A 21,000-nucleotide genomic window follows, 5' to 3' on the forward strand; every position below is an offset into this window, starting at 1 on the left:
GTGACAGTCACCTTCAAGGTGACTGTCACTTGGTTTTACCTCTTCAATGTTCTGTATTTGACTCGGTGCGGAGTCAAATCCTTGCCAAATTTTTCTATCATCATCGTTTCATAATCGGACCAGTTGCCGATGTACATTTTGGCTTGGGAGTCGTCTTCGAAGACGATGAGGTGGGTGCAGATGCGGTCGAGGAACCAGCGGTCGTGGGAGACGACAAGAGCAGTACCCGCAAATTCAGTGATGGCATCTTCGAGGGCGCGGAGGGTGTTGACATCCAGATCGTTGGTGGGTTCGTCGAGCAGGATGACGTTGGCGCCTTCGGTGAGGGTTTTGGCGAGGTGGACGCGGTTGCGTTCGCCGCCCGAGAGGATGCCGACTTTCTTTTGCTGGTCGGAGCCTGCGAAGTTGAAGGAGGAGCAGTAGCCGCGGGCGTTGATCTTGCGTTTGCCGAGTTCGAGAGTCTCTGCGCCGCCTGAGATTTCTTCGTAGACAGTCTTCTCAGGGTCGAGGGTGCGGGATTGGTCAACGTAGGCGAGTTTGACGGTTTCGCCAATTTTGATGGAGCCGCTATCGGGTTTTTCTTTGCCGACGATCATCTTGAGGAGTGTGGTCTTGCCTGCGCCGTTGGGTCCCACTATCCCGATGATACTGCCTGGGGGAACAGAAGCAGAAAACCCGTCGAGAATGAGGCGGTCGTCGTAAGACTTGGTCACTTTGTCAAATTCAAAAACAACGTCACCGAGGCGCGGACCAGGCGGGATGTAGATATCCAGTTCTTCGCGGCGTGCTTCGGCTTCTTGATTGAGCAATTTTTCGTAGGCGCTGACGCGGGCTTGTCCTTTGGATTGACGCGCTTTGGGCGACATGCGAATCCATTCGAGTTCGCGTTCGAGGGTCTTTTGGCGTTTCGATTCGGATTTCTCTTCGAGGCGGATGCGTTCCTGTTTTTGTTCGAGCCACGAGGAGTAGTTGCCCTTGTAGGGGATGCCGTAGCCGCGGTCGAGTTCGAGGATCCAGCCTGCGACGTTGTCGAGGAAGTAGCGGTCGTGGGTGACGGCGATGACGGTGCCTTTGTAGTCGCGCAGGTGATGTTCGAGCCACGCCACGGACTCGGCGTCGAGGTGGTTGGTGGGTTCGTCGAGCAGGAGAATATCGGGTTCGGTGAGCAGGAGTCGGGTGAGGGCGACGCGGCGCTTTTCTCCGCCTGAGCAGACCTTGATGGGCGTATCCGATGGCGGGCAGCGCAGGGCGTCCATGGCGAGTTCGAGGCGGCTGTCGAGGTTCCAGGCGTCGTGCTTGTCGAGCTGCTCCTGCAGTTTGGCTTGTTCGGCGACGAGGGCGTCGAAGTCGGCGTCGGGTTCGGCGAACTTGGCGTTGACCTCATCGAAGCGGGCGAGCATTTCGACGATGGGCGCGACCGCCTCTTTGACGACTTCGATGACGGTCTTGCTTTCGTCGAGTTTGGGCTCCTGCTCGAGCAAGCCCGTGGTGTAGCCTTTGGATTGCGAGATCTCGCCGATGTAGTCGTTATCAACGCCTGCCATGATGCGCAGTAAGGTGGATTTGCCCGCGCCGTTAAGACCGAGCACGCCGATCTTGGCGCCGAGGTAGAAGCCGAGGGAGATGTCGCGCAGGATCTGTTTGTTGGGCGGGACGATACGTCCCACTTTGTTCATGGAATAAATTACTTGGGTGGTTTCGTTACTCATAGTGGCGGTATTTTACCCGATGATTGTTTGTGGGATGAAAAAAAAGCTTTGCTTTTATGTTGCTTTGGGATATTTTAATTCTTTTTCATTTGTATCGCTTTATAAAATTTTCTTAAAGTAACTTTGAGACTTCTGTTTCCAATTTTTCTATACAATCTAATAGTTGAGGATAAAGCTCTACATTTATAGAAATACCCTTTTTCGTAGGTTTGTACTCAGAAGAGCCTCCCCAAACTGCATATGTACGAAGAAAAATTAGGGGTCTGTTCTTAAATATATTTGTGCCAATCCAAATTTCTTGCATTGAATTCTTTGTGATTTTCGCAACAACTTTATCTGTACTCATTACATCTCCAAGAGTCTTAACTGCACTAACCAACTCTTGACATTTTTCAATTGATAAAGTTACGCCAGCAGGTGTTGGAACGAGATCTGCTGAGTCTAATGAGGCTGCATATGCTCGTACAAATATAAGATTTTTACCCCTATATTCGCTTACTCCAACACAAATGGCTTCGCGACTATTTTTTTGAAAAGACGCTATGATTACATTGTTTCCTTCATCCATTGTTTATTCTCCTTAGTGAAGATGCAATATGTTTACAATTGCATCTTCACTGAATTAAAATAATTAGTTTTCGATTTTGGGGAGATACTGGCGCAATTCTGAAGCAAGAAACCGAAACCCTTGCATACTCCCGTAGCTTGCAGCGCCTTCGGAATTTTTCACTTCCCAGTATTCTGCTTCGCCAATTTCACCCAGAGATTTTACGATTTCAAAAATACTTTTAACAGTAATCTCGCCTTTATCTCGCGCCATTTCAAAAACTTCTGGTGCTAATTCATGGAGAGAAAATACCCCAGGAGATTTCTGTATAACATAAGCGTCTGGATTCTTGAATGCGTCAGGCCATACTTTCTGAATAGCTGTCCAATATCTATTGATGAGTTCAGCTGCCGTTTCCTCTGATTGACGAATAAAATACGGGGTTTGTAATATTGGCTTGAGTGAAGTAACAAAGGAAGTTTCGCGAACAACCATGGTGGGTTGATCTGCCTTTGACTTATTTGGTGGAAGGATTTTTCCAGACCATACACCACTTGAAGTGTTAAGGTTTTCAGCAATTACTGGACCTTTTGCTTCCCAAAGTTTGCCGCGCTTATCAAGTGCTAACATGTGGTCAACGTCTTTTACTTGAATGGATTTTAAACGTCGTGCCAGGTCGGTTCGAACTTTCTTTTGTGTCGTATTTATAATGTCGAATTGGTCAACCTCTTCCATTTTAGTAAGTCCATCCGCAATTGTTGCAACAAGTGGAAAGTTTTCTAGTCGCTCTCCTCCTTGCTGTTGAATTGCCCACTCATAACCACCAATGCGGTGTTGCATGTCTACGATGTAAAGCGGCAATGCTTTATCTGGAATGGTAAGTGTTCCAAAACTTATGTCACCTTCTTTGTATTCAATCTCGAATTTTAATTTACTACCATAATGACCGCCATCAGCGTCTTCAACGTCGCGAGCATTCAATAACCCGCCTACTGGCATTATTGAATCAGGCTTTAATGCATATTGCCCGATCTCACGTTTTCGCGATGTGCTAGGACTCCTTTGATAACCTGATTGTGGGTTGTTGGGGTCCCAAACATCTACTTTTGATAATTCTGCTAGTTTGCCAGCTGGGATAACAACTGAGTAGAAGATGCGACCGTTTTGAATAAATTGAATAGCTTTTGTCTTGTGCATTTTGATCTCCTTTTCTGATCTTTAGTAATTCCAACATTTTTATGATCAAATGTCAAGATCAAAAATTTAGATCAGAAATTTCGCGACGAGCCATTCAGAGCTTTTCCTTGGAAAGGTACTGTCACAGGGCGGGATTGGTTATTGAGGTGGATGGCGATGTCCACGATCTGCAGAAAGAGGAAGATGAGAGGCGGGAGAAGGTACTGTCCGCGCTGGGGTTGAGGGTGGTCAGGTTTTGGAATGATGAGATGATGAGGAACTTGTCCGCGGTGGTGGGGAAGATCAGAGAATTCATCCTTCAGCATTCGTAATTCATCCTTGCTCTTCTGGAGATGTCCACGACTTGCAGAAAGAGGAAGATGAACGGCGGGAGAAGGTGTTGTCCGCGCTGGGGTTGAGGATTGTCAGGTTTCGGAATAATGTAGTGATGAGGAATCTGTCCGCGGTGGTGGGGAAGGTCAGGGAATTTATCAATTTGTGGTAGAATTTCAGAAATTCGGAAATTCCGAATTTCAGGAGAAAAACCATGACTACCCTTCAAATCCGTAGCAAAGGAACCATTACCTTACCCTCCAGCCTTCGCAAAAAATATAAGCTGGAGGAGGGTGAGTTTTTCAATTTAATCGATGTAGGTGACGGTTCGTTCTTCCTTGTCCCTGTGGAAAGCAAGGTGATGAAGAATGCAGATAAAGTCGCTAAGAAGGTCAAAGAAGCAAATGTAGATTTGGAAGACTTACTTGCAACACTGGATGAAGAGCGCAAGACCTATTACAAAGAGCACTATGTCAAAAATTAAAGTGTTCCTGGATAGCAGTGCTGTGATGGCGGGGGTGATCTCATCTGCGGGCGCGGCGCGTGTCTTGTTGGTGATGTCTGAAAATGGGCAGATCGAAACTTTTATCAGTGAGCAAGTTATCGTTGAGAGCGAACGTTCGATTGCAAAGAAAGTTCCGCAGGCATTGCCTGAATTCCGTCAAACCCTCAAAGACGCCAACCTGAAAGTTGTCCACAACCCAACGCAAGAAGAAATAGAAGAAAACCTTTCCCTGATCGCAGATCCTGATGATGTCCCTATCTTGCTGGCGGCAATGAAGAGCCATGTCGATTATTTGGCGACCCATAACCGCAAACATTTTCTGAATGATTATAAAGTCGCGGAAAAAGCGGGGCTGAAAATTGGAACTCCAGGTGATGTCCTTGCGTGGATACGGGAAAATTTGAATTCATAATGGAGATTGGAAAAATGACACTCGCAACTAAAAAACTTGAAGTCCACTGGGCAAATATCGCTCCTTTGCTGTCCATTCGCAACGAGCGCGAATACAACGCGGCTGTCAAACGTCTCAATGAATTACTGGATGAAATCGGAGATAACGAGAAACATCCGTTGTATGGGTTGCTGGATACACTTGGAACACTGATCGAAATCTATGAAGAAGAGCATTATCCGATCCCTGACGTTACGGGCGCCGAAGTATTGCACTTTCTCATGGAAGAACATGGTTTGACACAGTCTGATCTGCCGGAAGTCGGGCCACAGGGTATGGTCTCTGAAATTTTGAATGGCAAGCGCGAGTTGAACATTCGACAAGTCCGCTCTCTTGCGGAGAAGTTCAAGGTTTCAAGTGCCGTGTTTTTGTGAAACTAAAACTCCAAGCATTTTACAGGCTTGGAGTTTTTTGTTATCAAATGTCATGCCCTTATAAAACGTAGGCTGCCAGCTCCACCTGGCTCATGTTCTTGATCTTTTTCATAACGTTTTCCCCCTCGCCCGTGGACGACGTCGATACATTTTTAATTCTTCCTGTTCTTTGGCAGGGTAGAATGAAAGCGCTTTTTCAAGCAATGCTTTCAACTCGTTCAAGAATGGGTAGCGGGGATTGAATTCATACGGTCGAGTCCGCCCGATGGAGCGGCTGACGAGAACGCTGCCTTTCTCGAACTTGTCCAATTGCATTTGGATGGGTTTCAGGTCCGTGTTGTAAAAACTGGCGATTTCACGCGCGTAGCCTTCTTCCCGCGTGAAGATATAGAGTAAAACCCTTTCGGCATTTTTGGAACCTAGAAGTACTTCGATCATGGGATCTCTCCTGACGTCTAATTGACGTTTTATGACTTCGAATTTACGTCATTGTATCATGATGGGAAGATGAACGGCGGGAGAGGGTGCTGAGTGAGATGGGATTGAGAGTGGTCAGGTTTGGGAATGATGAGGAACCTGTCCGCGATGGTGGGGCTTTGGGAATGATGAGGTGATTGACGGAAAATCCTCCTGTAATCGTTGTACAATGAAATCGTGGTGAACAGGAGGAGCCAATGAAAACATGGAATTGCAAGTATCTATGGATTGGCTTTGCGCTTCTCATCGGTGTTACGGGGTTTTTTGTAATAATTGGAATTCAGCCAAAGTCCAGTTTGCTCGATCCTGAAATAAAACTTGTGCGTAAGTTTGCCGTCGTCAACGACCCCGTCCTGGCGGAGATGCTGGAGCGAAGCGTCGTGTTCATCCCTGCAGGCAATTTCATCCGTGGTAATGACGCGGGAAATTACAATGAGGGTCCATTACAGACAGTTTATCTGGATGCGTTCGAGATCGACCGCTTTGAAGTGACGAACATCCAATACAGCCGATTTTTGTTGGCGACAGACAACAAACCTCCACCGTATTGGACGGGCGGCGCCTATCCATCCGGTCAGGCAGACAATCCGGTTGTTGGTATCAGTTGGGAAGATGCAAATGAATATTGCACCTGGGTGGGAAAGCGCATGCCGACCGAAGCCGAATGGGAAAAGGCTTGCCGCGGCCCGGATGGAAATCTATACCCATGGGGAAACAGGTGGAATCGGCAACTCGCCAATGTGGATCATTGGACTTCGCCTCTTACCCAGCCGGAGCGGGACGGGTCGCCCACGGCTTGGGCGAACGCCTGGAATTTGTTGCAAGCCACTCCTGGCGTTGATCAATTGGGTTTACGTCCCATCGGTTCATACCCGGCTGGCGCCAGTTACTATGGAGTCATGGATATGGTCGGCAATGTCTCAGAATGGGTTTATGACTGGTACAACTGGGGTGATTATTCCCAATTGCCTGCGAGGAATCCCGTCAATTTGGAGCCGGAGTGGAATCACGTCATACGCGGAAGTGCCTGGCACGACCCTGCAGCGGACTTGGACCAGGTCGCGGTATCGAGTCTCTGTTCCACGCGGAGTTCTGCGCATTCTATTTCTGAACCGCGTACCGGGTTCCGATGCGCTCGATCCGTTAATGTAGAAGGCAACTGAGAGGATTGGCATCGCCGACACTGCGATGATCTTTTTCGAGATCATGTCATCTGCCCCGGACGCGGCGTCACCACCCCGCCTTTCACGTCCCAGACCTCGGCATTTGCCGTGAATTCATGCGAGAAGAGAGAAAGGTCGGTTGTGGTAAATAAAACCTGTTGGTCCCTGCCCACATATGTCAATAGGTCGCTGCGGCGTGAGGAATCAAGTTCCGCCATCACCTCATCGAGCAGAATGACCGGATACTCCCCGGTACGTTCCTTCATCCATTCGACCTCGGCAAGTTTCAACGCCAAAAGCGTGGTGCGCACCTGCCCGCGCGAGCCGTAATCGCTTACATCCGCTTTGTTGATGATGAACCGCAGATCGTCACGGTGCGGACCGATGGTGGTCATGCCGCGCGCGATCTCTTCACCGCGAATTTGTTTTAGCCTTGCGAAAAAACCTTCTTGAATCTCTTTGAGGTTGAGCGACGTGCGGTCGATGGAAGTATCGATCTTCAACCCCAATTGACCTTCTGGCTTGGGGAGGGGGTCGTAAGCGGGTTCGTAGGCGAGGCGAAGAATCTCGGACCCGCGAGTCAGTTCGTGATGCACGCGCGCGGCGAACCGTTCGATCTCATGGATCGCCTGTATGCGACGTTGAATGATTCGCGCGCCAACTCCCGCCAGCGCTTCATCCCAGACTTCCAGCTGGTCGCTGTTCCCTGCGCCTTCGTTCAACGCCTTGAGCAGTGCGTTGCGCTGGGTCAACGCCTGCGAATACTCGCCCAAATCCCGCGCATAAGAGGGGAGCGTCTGTGATAGCGCAAGGTTGAGATAACGACGCCTGTCCTCGGGTCCGCCTTCGATGATCTGCGACATTTGCGGAGCGAAGATGACAGCATTGAAATGCCCGATCACATCATTGACCTGCCGCCTGCCGCCGTCGAGCAATATCTCTTTGCGAAGCCGCTGCCCGTTCGCGCCGGTCGGTTCGAGGATCAGCCTTGTTTCAAGACGGTGTTTTGTCTTTCCGCGTTGATAATCCGCCACGAGCCGAGTCACTGCCAGGGGTTTTCTTGCTTCGTGAAAGTTGACGATCTGCCTGTCTGCATGGGTCTGGAACGATGTGAACGCCGCAAGAAAATAGATCGCTTCGAGCACGGATGTTTTTCCCTGTGCATTGCCACCCGTCAACACCAAAGCCCGCCGTGGGAGTTCTGCATCCAGGCGGGTAAGACTGCGGAAGTTGGTGAGGGAGAGGTGTTTTAATTGCATGTTGAAAGTCGAAGGTTGCAGGTGTAAGTCAAAACCTTCGACTTTCAACCTTCGAACCGTAACTTAATCCAGCGGTATTTCTTCTTCTTCCTCGCTCGGCTTCCACACGCGGGCGGCGCGGTCGGTGAAGAGTACTCCGTTCAGGTGATCGATCTCATGCTGAAAGATGCGTGCCATCCACCCGTCCACTTTGTGTTTGACGGGTTTGCCGTGCCGGTTGAATGCGCGAACCTGAATCGATTCATGGCGTTCCACTTCGCCGACCAATCCCGGAATGGATAGGCAGCCTTCGATTCCCATCACCTTCTCCTCCGACGCCTTGATGATCTCTGGATTGATCAGCACATAAAGTTTTTTCGGGGGCGGGGGGGCATCTTCCTTCGGTTCCCCTTCATCTTCGTGTTCACCGTATTCGACCACCGCAAGTTGCATGGGCAGGTTGATTTGCGGCGCGGCAAGCCCCACACCGGGAGCCTCGCGCATGGTCTCGACCATATCGTCTATAAGGGACTGCAGGTCCCTGTCGAATTTAGTGACAGGCTTTGCCTTTTTTCGCAGGATGGGTTCAGGCAGATGAATAATTTGTCTTAATGTCATTCAGGCTAATTCCTTTGGTGGTCTAAAACTCGCCGGGCTGGGGTTGTTCACCGAGGTCGTTCTCTCCGCCGAGTCCATCGTCCCCGCCCAGCGGAAGATCATCCAGGTCCTGTCCCGCCGCGGCAAACGGATTCGTGGATTCGGTGTCATCTGGAGCCGTGATCGGTTTGTTGAACTCGTTGATATGTTTGTGATACGCGGCGATCCAGGTGGCGAAGCGTTCGCGGTCGGCGCTGCCGGCATCCTCGCCTTTTTTTGCGATACGCGCTGCGCGCCTGCGGTTGATATCCGCCTGAACGGCGGCGGGGTCTATCACGTCTTCGAATGCCAACTGCGTTCCGCCGACCGTGATCTTCACCGTTCCGTAGTTGAACAAGTTGGCGATGATCCCATCTCGTGAGTATGAAGTGCTTAGGATATTTTCGATCTGGGCTGAGCGGCGTTCCTCCGTGCCGAAGGGTTTGCGGTCGATGTCGAAGATCTCGTCGTTGGTCACCATGAAGATGTCGTTCTTCCAGTCTGTGAATTCATACCAGAGCCAGATCCCGATGGGAAGGAAGAAAACCATCAGAAACGCAATAATTCCATCAGGCGCGGGGATTCCGATCGCATTGATATGAAAGACCGTATCGGCTGGGTCGGGCGAAGCGGCGAGCAGGTAGATTCGCCAGCCAAGCAAGCCCAGGTTTAAAAAGAAGAGTCCGATCGGTCTCCAAGCCTCTCGAAACAGCACAAACCAATGTTTGTGGTAGATGACCTTCCCGGCTTCTTCGATCCGTAATTGAAAAAAGTTTTGCAACGCCAGAATCCACAATGGAGTCTTCAACGCCTTTTCCTCATCCAGGGGCACAATGGGAGAAAGTTCCACCTGCGGACGTTTCGGCAGGGGAAGACCCAATTTCTGCTTGATCGTATCCTTCATCACATCCATCTGGCTGCGTGAAGTGATGGCTTTGGTGCGCTCCCAATATTCGCGGATCATGTCCGCGGCTTGCACGGGGTGATCCACGTGGTCAAATTCGACTTTCCCGACGAAGGTGCGCACGATGACGTTGCCGTACTTCAAGATGCGCCCCAGTGTATCCGTTTCCACGCCAACCGATAAGATGGTGCCAAGCGGCGCCTCTTCGCGGCTGTCATGCAGTCCGATCACTTTTTCCAACCAGATTACGCGCTGGTTGGTGACTATGAAATAATCGTTGCTCCAATCGATGGCGCGCCAGATGCCCCAGAAGAAAACGCCGAGCGCTGCCGCCCATCCCACCGCCTGCGGGATTGCCGAATTGAGAACAACGCCGGATGCGACCATTCCCAGCGAAAACAGCATGGATAACACCGGAGCAATCAACGTCTGAAACAGCCGAATCTTATGCCGCCGGGCGATGAAGTAAATAACCTCATTCTTGCCCAGCCATTTGAAGTTGGTGGACCGTGCCAACCTGCGGCTCTTGATCGTGACCTGAAAGTTCGGCCTGAGTTTTTCGTATTGATTCAACAGGAAATCGAAACCGTGACGGGAGAGGAACAGCAACTCAGTATTATCTTCCGCCGTGACGGTGGCGGAGCGATTGCGGTTTTCGAAGAGTGCCTCTTCGCCGAAGTAATCCCCACCGTAAAGGACGCCGATCCGTCGCTCACCCTTCTCTCCAGCGGGTATCGTGACTTTAACCTTTCCTCTGAAGATCATGTAAAAACCATCCGGCGGATCTGTGCGTTTGAAGATCACCGTCCCGGCGGGGGCGGTCCGGTCTTCAAGTTTGGTGGCAATGTCGGCCAGCTGATCCTGATCCAACCCGTTGAAGAGGTGAATCTTATCGAGCAGGATGACGCGCGCTTGGATATCGCTCACGATTTGATTCTATCAAACTTCGCGCACAATGGCGCAGCCGTAGGCGGGGGATTCCTTCAGCGGGGGTAAATGCCCCTCGAGCAGCGACTCAACCGCCTCGTCCAGAAAGAAGCGTGTTGGTTTTCGCTGCCGGAAGGTTACGTCATCCACCGAACCACGGTAGCGAAGGATTCCATCCCGGTCGATGACGAAGACATGCGGAGTGGTCTGCGCGCCGAAGAGGTCCGCAACGCGGCAATCCGCATCATTCAGGACCAGTGGCAGTCGGCGGCTTTCAGCGGCATCTTTCAACGCCTCGAGCGACTCGTTGCGGTTCGACGCGATGCTCAGCATGGCCACATCGTCCTGCCACTGCACGAACATGGACAGGATGGCTTTGTCCGTTCGTTCCGAATGCGGACATTCGCACGACCAAAAGTTGACAATGACGATCTTTCCACGATGGTTCGATAGTCTGTGACTGATGCCGTTGAGATCGGACAATTCAAAATCGGGGACGGGTTGGTTGATTTCCATGGGGAGTGCGCTTTCGAGATTCGAAAAATGCTTACGATATAATTGAATAACCCCAGATCATAATGGAACTATCCGGAAGTTTACATGATTAAGAACGAACGCCGCATCCATTGGCAGGATATTGCCTTTTTGTTCCTTGCCGTTGTTTATCTCCTTGCCGGGGTTTCCCTGACTCCCTTCCACGGAGATGAGTCGGCATACATTTGGTTGAGTGAAGATTACGACCGGGTTGTGAAAAACCGGGATTTCGAAAAGGTGCTCTACACCCCGGAGGGAAATCCAAAACAATATTTGCGGTTGACCACCGGCTCGGTCCTTTCCTATTCCATCGGCTTTTTGCGGGATGTCACCGATAACGACGACCCGATCGAGAAGTGGTTATGGGGCGAATCCTGGGAGGAAAACATCCAAATGGGAAAGATGCCGGCACCGCGCCTTTTAGCCATGGGGCGGGGGATTTCAGCCGTGATGGGTGCCATTAGTATAATTCTATTCTTCCTTGCAGCGTTCAAACTATCTTCATCGCGCCTGGCTGCATGGTGCGCGACTTTGGTATTTGCCACACAAGGCGCAGTCCTTGTGAATATCCGCCGCGCGATGCAGGAGGGTCCGAAGTTTCTCTTTCTACTTTTTACGGTCTATCTCTCATTGTTCGTGCTACAAAACCTTCAGGCGTTGAAAATACGCTGGCAGACGTATGCCCTCCTGGGGCTTACAAGCGGACTTACCCTTGCCGCCAAGCAGGATACCGCTCCGATGCTGGTCGCGATCTATTTTGCGCTCGGGCTTCTTCCGGTCTGGAATAAAGCGGGAATCCGATTCCTCCTGATAAATTCCCTTTACCTGTTTGCCGCCACTTGCATTGCCTATGCCCTCTTCCTGTTGTTCATGCCCGTCTTTTGGGATTGGTGGGAAACAGCGTTCACGTTAATCGGTTTTTCCATCATCCTTTTTCAATTGCCTGTTCTGAAATCGGAGCGAATGGCTGTTCCATTTGCCCTTGTTGGGTTCATTCTTATGGCGGGGATAGCCGTTAAATCTCCATTGCTATGGCGGGACATCCCAACACCGGTGCTTGCCATGCTCGAAACCAGAGAGGGCGTTGTCTCCGGGCAAAGCGCGTTCATCGGCGATGCAAACCAGTTCGACGCCGGGACCAAAAGGAACCGATTGGGCTTCCTGATTGAAAACACCATTTCATCGGATGTCATGTACATGGAGACGGCGAGCTTCGACGTCCCGCCTTTTCATGAGCAGATAAATACATACGAACATTCGGGATTAGGCGGACGGATTGGGTCGCTTTTGATCGACGGAATCATTGCAGCGCTGGCTATCCTTGGCGGATGGGTTCTGCTTATAAAGTTCACAGGGGAGGGATTTTTCATCCATTCGCTTTTCTTTGTTTCCGCTGTCCTGCTGTTCTTCTTGATCTCTCTTTCCTGGCAAAGATATTTCCTGATCTTGCAGATTCCCTATTCACTCCTGGTCGGGTTTGGAGCAAATCGGATGTGGCTTTGGTTGAGCGATATTGCAAAACAGAAACGCGGCTGGTTGAGACAATGATTCGAACGTTGGGGATCATCCGGCCTTGGTCAATCCAAAATCCCAATCCCCGCTAACTTCTCGACCACACCCACCACTGCAGAGTTGTCCAACTCGCCCATGCCAAGGCTGATCATCTGCTCGAAGAGCTTTGTATGTTCCTCCGCCGATGAGACGGGGATATCGTATTCCGTTGCCGTGTCGAGCACGATCCTTAAATCCTTCAATTGCATGTGTGCCTTGAAACCCGGATTGCGATTGCCGTCGAATAAACGCGGCGGCTTGACATCGAGAGTCCAGCACTGAGCCGCACCGCCTTTGATGGCATCCACCACCTTGCGCGGATCGACACCGGCTTTCTTCGAGAAGACCAGCAATTCTCCCATTGCCACCATCTGCGCCGCAACCATGATCTGATTCGCCGCCTTTGCCACCTGACCGGCTCCCGCTTCGCCAACGTGTGTCACGGTTTTACCCATCGCCTGGAAGACAGGCATTACTTTTTCCAGAGCCTCGGCATCGCCACCAACCATGACGGTCAGTGTGGCGTTCTTCGCGCCGATATCCCCGCCAGAGACGGGCGCATCGAGGGAGAGAATCCCCTTTTCTTTTAACTTCTCGGCGATCATGCGTGCCGTTGCCGGTTTGATCGTCGAGTTATCCACGAATATCAAGCCGTGATGTGCGCCTGCGATGATGCCATTTTCGCCGAGAGCCACCTTTTCGACATCGGGCGAATCGGGCAGGTTCGTAAAGACGATATCCACCTGTTCGGCAACTTCTTTTGGCGAGGTCGCAGGAACAGCTCCCTCGGCGGCCAATTCATCCACAGCAGCGCGTGAACGATTGTGAACAAAGATGGGATATCCCGCTTTCATAATATTCCGCGCGATGGACTTGCCCATTAATCCCAAACCGATATAGCCAACTCTTAACATGAAGAGACTCCTTGAGTGAGGTTGGGGGGATTATAAGCCCCAGCCTTCCCTTAATACGACGGTTATTTGGTGGAGCACAGGGTGAGATGCAAAAAGCCTGCCCCTTTGCAGGGACAGGCTTCAAGTCCGGAAAGATGCGGGTTACTTGACGGTGTATGTCATGTTGACGGTCACTGTCACCGCCAGTTGACCGGGCTGGATCGGCACAGCCGCCTCCGCTCCGCCGCCGCCGCCGCCCTTGCCGCCATAGAAATAGGGCGATGCGCCGCTTTCGTAGTAACTGATTTTTTGGACCTCAACCAGCGAGAGCCCTGCAACCTCCGCCAGGTCCTGTGCTTGTTTCTTGGCTTCCTCGACCGCCAGAGAACGCGCTTCCTCGTTGGCTTCGGCTTTATCCTCAACATCGAACTGGATGCTGTAAATGCTGTTCGCGCCCGCGCTGATTGCGGCGTCGAGCAGGTCGCCCAGTTTGTCGATGTCGCGGACGGTCACATACACAGTGTTATCCACCGAATAGTTGGAACCCTTGACCTGACCGAATTCATCGTACTGCGGATTCGACCAGATGCTGAAATTCGTGGTTCGGATGTCCTTCTCCGCCACGCCGAAATCCCTGATCGCCTGGATGACCGCAGTGGTCTGTTCCTTATTGATCGAAACCGCTTCGGCGGCATTCTCGCGCTGGGTATTCACGCCGATGTTGATGTAAACGATGTCGGGGGTGAGATACACGACACCCACGCCGCTCACGTCCAATGTCCGCAGGTTCTCCGGCGCTGCCTGGTTGATGGTGGTCGGTCCGCAGGCGCTCAGAACGAGAGCCAGGACCGCCAGAACAGCAAAAGAAAAATATTTGGTACGCATTGTTGTCTCCTTTATACTTATATTATGCACCATAAAGACGCTTCCATCCCGAAAATGTTCCCGCACATGTCCTTGAATTTTGCCCCATTAAGGGCTAAAATTGCACAAATGTTCTATGCCAATTAATTACCAGGAAATCTACGCACAGATCAAACAAGTCGGCTTGGGCGCGAAGGAAAGAAGGAAGAAGAAAGAGGAAGCGCAGGAACGGGCCAGCAAGCTCCTCGAAACTTATTCTTCCGAATTGGATGCGCTGCGCTCCAAAGTGGATTCTGCCAAAGCGGCCGATGCCAACATCCGCTGCGCCGTGCCGCTTGAGGAACCGCTCGCCTCTCACTACCCGACGGCTGATTCTGTTCTTCAAGCGACTTTAATCGCCGCTGACGGTTCCCAATCCATCGCGGACAGACACAGCCCGGTGCAGTTCTGCGTCATCAACGTCGGGGCGATCATCATGAAACCGAACTCCGGGGAAACACCATCGGTTGAAGTAGACAGCGAATTATTTTTCGGCGATGCCATCGAAGAGAACGGACTTACCACCGATGGCGGTGTTGCCCTTCGGCGTGACCTTGCTGAACGCAGCGTCATTGAGAAGATGAGCAAAGGGCTGAAAGGCTCGGTTGTCTCCTTTACAGATGGCACGCTTGAAATCTTCCGCACCAGGGACGTGGACACCCCGAGCATGTACCGCGACACAGTGGATAAGTACATCTCCGTCCTCTCGCGCTTGCAAGGACGCGGGATTATCTCGGCGGGGTATATCGATAAACCTTCCTCCAGCCTTGTTGTCAAACTTCTCGAACTTACGCAGATCACAATCCCCGAAGAGATGGAAAAACTGCGTTCCGCGCCACCGCTGAAATATGTGACCGATAGATGGTTGTTCGGCTACAACAACAAATTATTTCAACTGCTTCCGCCCGGTCATCGTTCGGCGGTGTTCAAGATTCAGTCCAGTGCCGAAAAGAGTTACAAAGGCGTGCTGGAATTGCATTTCTTCTATTTGAACGTTGGCACAGAAGGACATCCGTGGCCTGTTCGGGTGGAAATTCCGCGCTGGGTGGTGGATGACAGAAAGCAACTAGATTTACTTCACGCCGTTTTGGTCGAACAATGCCGAGTGATGGGCAGCAAGCCATATCCTTATCTCTTGCACCGTGCGCATGAGACAGCGGTGGTGAAGAACGAAGAAAAATATCAGATCGAGCAGATGTTGCAACAGGAATTAAGACGCAACAACGAAGACGTGGATGAAAGCTCCAATAAGAGTTCTGCAAAAGGTTTATCGGGACGGACGTCTTTCAAAAAATCTTAACGCAAAGACGGCAGGACGCAAAGAAAAAAACTTTGCGCCCTTGCGTTAAAAGGATGGTGTTATGACTCAAATCGAGATCGGACGTTTATTGCGGGCAGGGACGACGGGATTCATCGCGGGCTGCCGTGTGAATCAGTTGAGCGTACCTTCGTTCGGGGCGCTTGTCCGGGCGCCGCTGACGGATGGGTATCAGGTCTACGGCTTGATCCACGATATTCACATTGACGATGATGGGCTGGTGCGTCAACTCGTGACGGCGGACGGAGTCAGCGAGGAAGTGATGAAGGACAACCGCGAGCGCCGCATTGTGCCCGTGGAAATGTCCGTGCTGGCGGTGGGATATGAACAGGATGGGAATATCCATCATCTGCTGCCGCCGCGTCCGCCGCTGAGTTTGGACGTGATCTATTTGTGTGATGATAAGGATGTAGTGAGGTTTACAGGGAAGTTCGGGTATTTCCGTCATATCTTGAATGGCAAGGATATTCCAATAGGGGAAGTGATTGCCGCGCACATCGTGCAGACACAGTCTGCACATAAGGATAAGACCTGGAAGGACAAAGCCACACAGGAAGTGATCACGCTCCTGCGGGACGATTACCCGGCTTTGATGAGCGTGCTGGGTGCATTGAGCGATGTGAGTATCTAAGATGAGCGGATTTTCCTTCGTCCAGATCACGGACCATCACCTGCTTGAATCGGAAGACGCGATGCGCGACGGTTTTTCCCCGGCGCATTCTCTCCGCATGGTGATGCGCCATATTTCGGAGCATGTCGCTTCGAAGATCGACTTCATCATTTCGACGGGTGACCTCGTCGAACCGGAGCTGGAGACGCATTATCAAAGCGCGGTGAAACTGCTGGGCGTGAAATCCTCCGCCGCATTGCCGGGACCGCAGCATATCAACATCGAAGGGCTGAAGGACTTTCCCTTTTACTTCCTGCCGGGCAACCATGACGACCGGGCTTTGGTGACGAAATATTTCTTTCCCGAGTCGCAGACACCGAAGTTTTATAACTTCACCTTTGAGCATAAAGGCGTGCAATTCGTGTTCATGGATTGGGGTCCGAAATCGAAGGCGCATTTCTTCCCCGAGACACGCGAGTTCCTGATGAATGCGTTAAAGGCGGATTTGCCGTCTGTGATCGTGTGCCATCAGCATGTGAAAAGGATCGGCAGCCGCTGGCTGGATGCCTTCCTGGCGGATAACCTCAATGGATTTTGGGATGTGGTACTGCCCAGGCAAGACAATGTGCTGGGTATCCTGTGCGGACATGTTCACATAACGTATGAGGATGAATACCGCGGAGTCCCCATTTATGGTCTGCGCTCCACGGCATTTCCCTTTGCGAAAGTGGATGAGCCGCTGGTGATTCTTGCGCCGCCCCATTATCGGTATGTGAGGATCGAGGATGGAGTGATGACTTCGAGGATTTATAAGGTGAGTATTTGATGATAAATTTTCACCACGAAGTGTCACGAAGGTACACGAAGGAAGAGCAAAAGGTTTAAACCTTAGTGACACCTCGTGACTCTTTGTGGTAATGATTTTTTAGGAGGAATATGGATAAGAAAATTTATGCTCCCATCCCGCCGCATGTGGAGAAGGTCGGCAAGGCGGTGTTGGATGCGGCATTCAAGGTGCATACTGCTCTGGGTCCTGGTTTATTGGAGTCGGTGTATGAGACTTGTACGGCGTTCGAGTTGACTGAAAGCGGTTTGAGTGCTCCGACTCAGATCGGTTTGCCTGTGACCTATCGCGGAAACAAGATGGATGCGGGGTTGCGTCCAGATATGATCGTGGAAGATTGTGTCATTGTGGAATTCAAGTCTGTGGATACGATGCATCCGATCTTTGATGCGCAGTTGATCACGTATTTGAAGTTGACGGGAATCCGTTTGGGATTTTTGATCAATTTCAATGTGGTGCATTTGAAAGATGGAATTAAGCGGATTGTGGTTTAGGAATTATCAACCACAAAGTGTCACGAAGGTACACGAAGGATGTTTTTACCACTAAGTGTCACAAAGGAGCACTAAGGGAGAGCAGAAGGTTTTAAACCTTTGTGACCCTTAGTGACCCTTCGTGGTAGAGGAGAATTTATGGAACAACGAACACAAATCGGCTATCTCGTCGGCGGCGGACTCAAGGAAAACTTCCGCGTGCGGCTTACGGTTTCTCCGCAGGAGATTCAGGAGGGGGCGTTTGTGGTGATTCAGAGCGGAGTTTGGAATTACTATGGGATCGTGACTGACATCCAACTGGGGGCGACGGACCCGCGGTTTGCGGATGAGCAGATGGAGGGGCGTTTCCCGAAGCATATTTCGGATGCGCTGCATAAGAAGGCGTTGTATGCGAACCTTGAGGTGCTGCCGAATCTGATGCTGGAGGTGGGTCCTGAATTGGGCACGCCTGAGTATAAGGATTGGCAGGGGAAGATCGATGCGGGCTTGAAGGATGCGCCGCGGATTTTGCCTGTCAAGAATGTGCCGCCGCACCATGCGGTTGTGTCGCTGGCGAATGAGGGCGATATCGCTGAAATTTTCGGTGACCCAAACAGGGACGGAAATTTTGTGGTCGGCTATACACGCGAGCAGAATCATCCCGTGTGCATTGACTTGGATAAGTTCGTGCAGCGGTCGTCGGGGGTGTTTGGGGCGACGGGTACGGGTAAGTCGTTCCTGACGCGTTTGGTGTTGGCGGGGTTGATGAAGCACAATCAGGCTTCGGTGTTGGTGCTGGATATGCACAACGAGTATGGGTTTGACGATGTGGCTTCAGACACGAAAAAAGCCGTGAAGGGTTTGAAGACCCTGTTCAAGGGCGGAGTAAGATGCGTTGGCTTGGGAGCAGGAAGCACCATCAGAGGCAATCAAGTTGACTTTAATTTGGAAATCTCAACGGGAGATATTTCCACAAGTGATATTGAAACACTTTCACGCGAGTTAAATCTGCGCGAGACGACGCCGACGATTTTGAATGCGTTGTATGGGTCGTTTCGTGACCAGTGGTTTGCTGAGTTTCGAGGGATGAGCCGTGAGACGGTGATGATCGAAGATGAGCGCGGCAAGACGAAGGAAGTGCCTGCGGAGGGGAGCGTGGCGAAGTGGGCGATGGAGAACGGTGTGAATGTGATGGCGGCGGAGGCGCTTCATGACAAACTCCGACGGCTGTTCGGCAAACCCTATATCGTAGACAACACTGCGGCGGATTCGGTGGCGCAAATCATTCAGTCGTTGGAGGCGGGCAAGCATGTGGTGCTGTCGTTCGGCGAGCATGAGAGTGACTTGGATTATCTGCTGGTGTCGAATTTGTTGACGAGGAAGATCCGCGCGGCGTGGGAGAAGCGGACGAATGAGTTCCGCACGCATGGGTCTGCGGAGCCGCGTCCGTTGATCATTGTGGTGGAGGAGGCGCATAAACTGTTGAACCGCGAGATGGCGGCGCAGACGACCTTTGCGACCATCGCGCGCGAGTTGCGCAAATATTATGTGACGCTGTTGATTGTGGACCAGCGTCCGTCGCAGATCTATGATGAGGTGATGAGTCAGTTGGGCACGCGCATTAGCGGCTGGCTGGGCGATGACCTGGATATTCAGGCGGTGCTTTCGGGTCTTTCGGGGCGCGATGCGCTGCGGGGTATGTTGGCGCGTTTGCAGCCGAAGGAAGAGGTGCTGTTGCTCGGTTGGGGTGTGCCGATGCCGCTGCCTGTGCGTTCACGTCGGTATGACGAGTCGTTTTGGAAGGAGATGGGGGGCGGCGGGAAGAAGAGCCGTGAGGAGAATTTGAAGGAGTTGGGGTTTGGTGGGTAATAAGCTATGCGAAATAATACCTTATCAAACTCTTCACAGATGATTTCGGTATTGTTTTTTAGTAAAAAATTGGTGTATAATAATTTTCATATTTTTTAGATATGGACAACAAATCGCTTCCAGCTAAACTGGAATTAGGGCTTTATATATCTGTTTTTTTAATCGGCGTTTTTTGTATATGGGGGGCTTATAAGATTCATGGTAACGTTGATTATGATTTCTACTATGACTTGTTATTAGGTCTTGGAACTAATATGACCGTCGTGACTATTGTGTTTGGTATATATAAATTCTTCAATAGTCAATCTAAAGTTCCTGATTATTTACGTGGAAGATTGTCTGAAATGGCTTCGCATGACCCTGGGACAATAAAAAGGAATTATGGAGCAGAAGATGTTAAAAATGATTAGCGCACCTGAGAATGACCTTGTAAATGAAATGATTCAAGATCATGAAAAACTACTTAATACATATAGCACTTGGAAAAAAAACAAACAGATTGAAGATGTAAACTTACTTCAATGGAATGTAACAACGTTTATTAATGATTGTAGATATACCATTAATAGAAGCAATGCAAAAAAAATTGGCAAATTACGTATAGGAAAAAGTATCGTATCTAAAATGGAGCGCTATATGAACTTTTGGTCTCGCGCTCTCGTTGAAATAAGAATAGAAAGCCAATTTACCTCACAAAAAATTCAGCGTGATTATTATCAAAATTATTATTCCAACAAAACAGCTGATAATAATGAAACTTATCTTACAGAAGTATTAAACAAGAAAAATACAAAAAAATTTAAAGCCTTAAGCATCAAAAGAGAATATTAATTTCATTTTTGGGGAGTTTATAAATGTTGGGATGGAAACGGGTACCGAAAGATTATCTGGAAGATATATCTCAGATGATAACTGAAATGGGACTGAAGCCTATAAGGCGGGAAAACGAATCCCTGCAAGTGTATTGTGTATCAAAAAATGGTTCAGGATTTTATGTTCGTTTTTTTATGCATGAAGGGGAATTGGTTTTTGAGTCTCCATTTAAAAAATCTGCACATGGGACTAGTGAAAATGTAGCAGCTTTTAATCAGGCATTACTTGCATATAACACAAAAATGACAAAGTTAAGCTTTTCCCTTGCCAAGGGAAGAGATGGCTGGGTGATTTTATTGCGAGGAGCTGGGGAGTACAAAACTGTTACGCCAGACTTTTTATATAATATTTTTAATTATTTTAACTTTGTTTATACGACATTTATTCCAGAGATAGAGGATATGGCGACTGAATGGAACATTAAGTTTAATGGCAACAGTTTAATCGATGACATGTTTTAGTGATAAAGAAAAATCAGAAATCTTGCTGATTCCTAGATATCCACATTAGTAATCTAAAAAGAGGTTATGTCTAAAAATGGACACAACCTCTTTTTTTCGATCCTTTATAATTGCTATATCATGAGCGCCAAATGGAGAGGTAAAAGAATTATTGGTTGTCAAAGCAAAAATCACAATACCTGTAAAGGTGAACTTTGGGAGTGTGAACGTTGCTATAAAAAGGTTTGTTGG

The 21,000-nt window shown here is 50.1% G+C and carries 25 protein-coding genes; 15 read left to right on the forward strand and 10 right to left on the reverse strand.

Translation table 11 applies throughout. The features are described 5' to 3' along the window. Positions 1-35: 35 nt before the first annotated feature. The 3 genes from ettA to HS100_07685 form a co-directional block, all read right to left on the reverse strand. Complete coding sequence (ettA, locus tag HS100_07675; protein ID MBE7433781.1) at positions 36-1,709, reverse strand: energy-dependent translational throttle protein EttA; 1,674 nt, start codon at positions 1,707-1,709, stop codon at positions 36-38. Positions 1,710-1,821: 112 nt separating this feature from the next. Then, positions 1,822-2,277: a hypothetical protein gene (locus HS100_07680; protein MBE7433782.1), complete on the reverse strand. Its 456-nt coding sequence runs from the start codon at positions 2,275-2,277 to the stop codon at positions 1,822-1,824. A gap of 63 nt (positions 2,278-2,340) precedes the next feature. Further along, positions 2,341-3,453, reverse strand: a complete 1,113-nt coding sequence (locus HS100_07685) for a DGQHR domain-containing protein (GenBank protein ID MBE7433783.1) — start codon at positions 3,451-3,453, stop codon at positions 2,341-2,343. A gap of 107 nt (positions 3,454-3,560) precedes the next feature. Here HS100_07685 and HS100_07690 point away from each other — a divergent pair, with 107 nt between their 5' ends. From HS100_07690 to HS100_07710, 5 genes are read left to right on the forward strand one after another with little or no spacing between them, the layout of a single operon-like run. Next, the gene (locus HS100_07690; GenBank protein MBE7433784.1) at positions 3,561-3,764 is read left to right on the forward strand and encodes a DUF559 domain-containing protein; all 204 of its coding nucleotides are present in this window, start codon (positions 3,561-3,563) and stop codon (positions 3,762-3,764) included. Between the two features lie 32 nt (positions 3,765-3,796). Next, complete coding sequence (locus HS100_07695; protein ID MBE7433785.1) at positions 3,797-3,937, forward strand: DUF559 domain-containing protein; 141 nt, start codon at positions 3,797-3,799, stop codon at positions 3,935-3,937. Between the two features lie 42 nt (positions 3,938-3,979). Then, positions 3,980-4,249, forward strand: a complete 270-nt coding sequence (locus tag HS100_07700) for an AbrB/MazE/SpoVT family DNA-binding domain-containing protein (GenBank protein ID MBE7433786.1) — start codon at positions 3,980-3,982, stop codon at positions 4,247-4,249. After that, complete coding sequence (locus HS100_07705; GenBank protein ID MBE7433787.1) at positions 4,236-4,682, forward strand: PIN domain-containing protein; 447 nt, start codon at positions 4,236-4,238, stop codon at positions 4,680-4,682. Before HS100_07700 ends, HS100_07705 begins: the two co-directional genes overlap by 14 nt. A 14-nt stretch (positions 4,683-4,696) precedes the next feature. Continuing rightward, positions 4,697-5,095 (forward strand): transcriptional regulator, encoded by a 399-nt coding sequence (locus HS100_07710; GenBank protein ID MBE7433788.1) that lies wholly within the window; start codon positions 4,697-4,699, stop codon positions 5,093-5,095. 108 nt (positions 5,096-5,203) lie between these two features. On the opposite strand, the gene HS100_07715 is transcribed toward HS100_07710, so the two are convergent. Continuing rightward, the gene (locus HS100_07715; GenBank protein MBE7433789.1) at positions 5,204-5,533 is read right to left on the reverse strand and encodes an ArsR family transcriptional regulator; all 330 of its coding nucleotides are present in this window, start codon (positions 5,531-5,533) and stop codon (positions 5,204-5,206) included. Between the two features lie 236 nt (positions 5,534-5,769). Here HS100_07715 and HS100_07720 point away from each other — a divergent pair, with 236 nt between their 5' ends. Beyond that, on the forward strand, positions 5,770-6,735 hold the full coding sequence (locus HS100_07720) for an SUMF1/EgtB/PvdO family nonheme iron enzyme (GenBank protein MBE7433790.1): 966 nt from the start codon (positions 5,770-5,772) through the stop codon (positions 6,733-6,735). Positions 6,736-6,776: 41 nt separating this feature from the next. Here the strand turns inward: HS100_07720 and recF are convergent, their stop codons facing one another. The 4 genes from recF to HS100_07740 all read right to left on the reverse strand — a co-directional run bounded on the left by recF (position 6,777) and on the right by HS100_07740 (position 10,956). Beyond that, the gene (gene recF / locus HS100_07725) at positions 6,777-7,994 is read right to left on the reverse strand and encodes a DNA replication/repair protein RecF (protein ID MBE7433791.1); all 1,218 of its coding nucleotides are present in this window, start codon (positions 7,992-7,994) and stop codon (positions 6,777-6,779) included. A gap of 63 nt (positions 7,995-8,057) precedes the next feature. Further along, complete coding sequence (gene def / locus HS100_07730) at positions 8,058-8,591, reverse strand: peptide deformylase (protein ID MBE7433792.1); 534 nt, start codon at positions 8,589-8,591, stop codon at positions 8,058-8,060. A gap of 22 nt (positions 8,592-8,613) precedes the next feature. Further along, positions 8,614-10,440, reverse strand: a complete 1,827-nt coding sequence (locus HS100_07735; GenBank protein MBE7433793.1) for a cyclic nucleotide-binding domain-containing protein — start codon at positions 10,438-10,440, stop codon at positions 8,614-8,616. A 12-nt stretch (positions 10,441-10,452) separates the two neighbouring features. Continuing rightward, positions 10,453-10,956, reverse strand: a complete 504-nt coding sequence (locus HS100_07740) for a redoxin domain-containing protein (protein ID MBE7433794.1) — start codon at positions 10,954-10,956, stop codon at positions 10,453-10,455. Positions 10,957-11,040: 84 nt separating this feature from the next. On the opposite strand from HS100_07740, the gene HS100_07745 reads away from it, so the two are divergent. Then, on the forward strand, positions 11,041-12,522 hold the full coding sequence (locus tag HS100_07745) for a phospholipid carrier-dependent glycosyltransferase (protein ID MBE7433795.1): 1,482 nt from the start codon (positions 11,041-11,043) through the stop codon (positions 12,520-12,522). Between the two features lie 29 nt (positions 12,523-12,551). Here HS100_07745 and HS100_07750 read toward each other — a convergent pair whose 3' ends face one another. Both HS100_07750 and HS100_07755 read right to left on the reverse strand, forming a co-directional pair. Further along, on the reverse strand, positions 12,552-13,439 hold the full coding sequence (locus HS100_07750; GenBank protein ID MBE7433796.1) for an NAD-binding protein: 888 nt from the start codon (positions 13,437-13,439) through the stop codon (positions 12,552-12,554). Between the two features lie 141 nt (positions 13,440-13,580). Continuing rightward, the gene (locus HS100_07755) at positions 13,581-14,303 is read right to left on the reverse strand and encodes an SIMPL domain-containing protein (GenBank protein MBE7433797.1); all 723 of its coding nucleotides are present in this window, start codon (positions 14,301-14,303) and stop codon (positions 13,581-13,583) included. A 115-nt stretch (positions 14,304-14,418) separates the two neighbouring features. Here HS100_07755 and HS100_07760 point away from each other — a divergent pair, with 115 nt between their 5' ends. From HS100_07760 to HS100_07795, 8 genes are all read left to right on the forward strand, one after another. Beyond that, on the forward strand, positions 14,419-15,621 hold the full coding sequence (locus tag HS100_07760) for a DNA double-strand break repair nuclease NurA (GenBank protein ID MBE7433798.1): 1,203 nt from the start codon (positions 14,419-14,421) through the stop codon (positions 15,619-15,621). 61 nt (positions 15,622-15,682) lie between these two features. Then, positions 15,683-16,270: a hypothetical protein gene (locus tag HS100_07765; GenBank protein MBE7433799.1), complete on the forward strand. Its 588-nt coding sequence runs from the start codon at positions 15,683-15,685 to the stop codon at positions 16,268-16,270. A 1-nt stretch (position 16,271) separates the two neighbouring features. Next, the gene (locus HS100_07770) at positions 16,272-17,075 is read left to right on the forward strand and encodes a metallophosphoesterase (protein ID MBE7433800.1); all 804 of its coding nucleotides are present in this window, start codon (positions 16,272-16,274) and stop codon (positions 17,073-17,075) included. A 110-nt stretch (positions 17,076-17,185) separates the two neighbouring features. Next, positions 17,186-17,587 carry a GxxExxY protein gene (locus tag HS100_07775; GenBank protein MBE7433801.1) on the forward strand — a complete coding sequence of 134 codons (402 nt, stop codon included), beginning with the start codon at positions 17,186-17,188 and terminating at the stop codon, positions 17,585-17,587. A gap of 138 nt (positions 17,588-17,725) precedes the next feature. Further along, positions 17,726-19,435 (forward strand): ATP-binding protein, encoded by a 1,710-nt coding sequence (locus HS100_07780; protein MBE7433802.1) that lies wholly within the window; start codon positions 17,726-17,728, stop codon positions 19,433-19,435. Positions 19,436-19,536: 101 nt separating this feature from the next. Then, entirely contained in the window at positions 19,537-19,845 is a 309-nt protein-coding gene (locus tag HS100_07785) for a hypothetical protein (protein ID MBE7433803.1), read from the forward strand. Further along, positions 19,829-20,266, forward strand: a complete 438-nt coding sequence (locus HS100_07790; protein ID MBE7433804.1) for a hypothetical protein — start codon at positions 19,829-19,831, stop codon at positions 20,264-20,266. Before HS100_07785 ends, HS100_07790 begins: the two co-directional genes overlap by 17 nt. A 23-nt stretch (positions 20,267-20,289) precedes the next feature. After that, positions 20,290-20,769, forward strand: a complete 480-nt coding sequence (locus HS100_07795; GenBank protein ID MBE7433805.1) for a hypothetical protein — start codon at positions 20,290-20,292, stop codon at positions 20,767-20,769. The last annotated feature ends 231 nt before the right edge of the window (positions 20,770-21,000 follow it).

The organism is Anaerolineales bacterium (assembly GCA_015075725.1).
Lineage (GTDB): Bacteria > Chloroflexota > Anaerolineae > Anaerolineales > Villigracilaceae > Villigracilis.

Bases quoted from the DNA above. Each gene is read 5' to 3' on its own strand.
- HS100_07795 (MBE7433805.1), top strand. From the start codon at position 20,290: ATGTTGGGATGGAAACGGGTACCGAAAGATTATCTGGAAGATATATCT.
- HS100_07745 (MBE7433795.1), top strand. From the start codon at position 11,041: ATGATTAAGAACGAACGCCGCATCCATTGGCAGGATATTGCCTTTTTG.
- HS100_07710 (MBE7433788.1), top strand. From the start codon at position 4,697: ATGACACTCGCAACTAAAAAACTTGAAGTCCACTGGGCAAATATCGCT.
- recF (MBE7433791.1), bottom strand. From the start codon at position 7,994: ATGCAATTAAAACACCTCTCCCTCACCAACTTCCGCAGTCTTACCCGC.
- HS100_07785 (MBE7433803.1), top strand. From the start codon at position 19,537: ATGGACAACAAATCGCTTCCAGCTAAACTGGAATTAGGGCTTTATATA.
- HS100_07680 (MBE7433782.1), bottom strand. From the start codon at position 2,277: ATGGATGAAGGAAACAATGTAATCATAGCGTCTTTTCAAAAAAATAGT.
- HS100_07755 (MBE7433797.1), bottom strand. From the start codon at position 14,303: ATGCGTACCAAATATTTTTCTTTTGCTGTTCTGGCGGTCCTGGCTCTC.
- HS100_07740 (MBE7433794.1), bottom strand. From the start codon at position 10,956: ATGGAAATCAACCAACCCGTCCCCGATTTTGAATTGTCCGATCTCAAC.
- HS100_07775 (MBE7433801.1), top strand. From the start codon at position 17,186: ATGGATAAGAAAATTTATGCTCCCATCCCGCCGCATGTGGAGAAGGTC.
- HS100_07685 (MBE7433783.1), bottom strand. From the start codon at position 3,453: ATGCACAAGACAAAAGCTATTCAATTTATTCAAAACGGTCGCATCTTC.
- HS100_07760 (MBE7433798.1), top strand. From the start codon at position 14,419: ATGCCAATTAATTACCAGGAAATCTACGCACAGATCAAACAAGTCGGC.
- def (MBE7433792.1), bottom strand. From the start codon at position 8,591: ATGACATTAAGACAAATTATTCATCTGCCTGAACCCATCCTGCGAAAA.
- HS100_07765 (MBE7433799.1), top strand. From the start codon at position 15,683: ATGACTCAAATCGAGATCGGACGTTTATTGCGGGCAGGGACGACGGGA.
- HS100_07715 (MBE7433789.1), bottom strand. From the start codon at position 5,533: ATGATCGAAGTACTTCTAGGTTCCAAAAATGCCGAAAGGGTTTTACTC.
- ettA (MBE7433781.1), bottom strand. From the start codon at position 1,709: ATGAGTAACGAAACCACCCAAGTAATTTATTCCATGAACAAAGTGGGA.
- HS100_07705 (MBE7433787.1), top strand. From the start codon at position 4,236: ATGTCAAAAATTAAAGTGTTCCTGGATAGCAGTGCTGTGATGGCGGGG.
- HS100_07790 (MBE7433804.1), top strand. From the start codon at position 19,829: ATGTTAAAAATGATTAGCGCACCTGAGAATGACCTTGTAAATGAAATG.
- HS100_07770 (MBE7433800.1), top strand. From the start codon at position 16,272: ATGAGCGGATTTTCCTTCGTCCAGATCACGGACCATCACCTGCTTGAA.
- HS100_07720 (MBE7433790.1), top strand. From the start codon at position 5,770: ATGAAAACATGGAATTGCAAGTATCTATGGATTGGCTTTGCGCTTCTC.
- HS100_07750 (MBE7433796.1), bottom strand. From the start codon at position 13,439: ATGTTAAGAGTTGGCTATATCGGTTTGGGATTAATGGGCAAGTCCATC.
- HS100_07780 (MBE7433802.1), top strand. From the start codon at position 17,726: ATGGAACAACGAACACAAATCGGCTATCTCGTCGGCGGCGGACTCAAG.
- HS100_07700 (MBE7433786.1), top strand. From the start codon at position 3,980: ATGACTACCCTTCAAATCCGTAGCAAAGGAACCATTACCTTACCCTCC.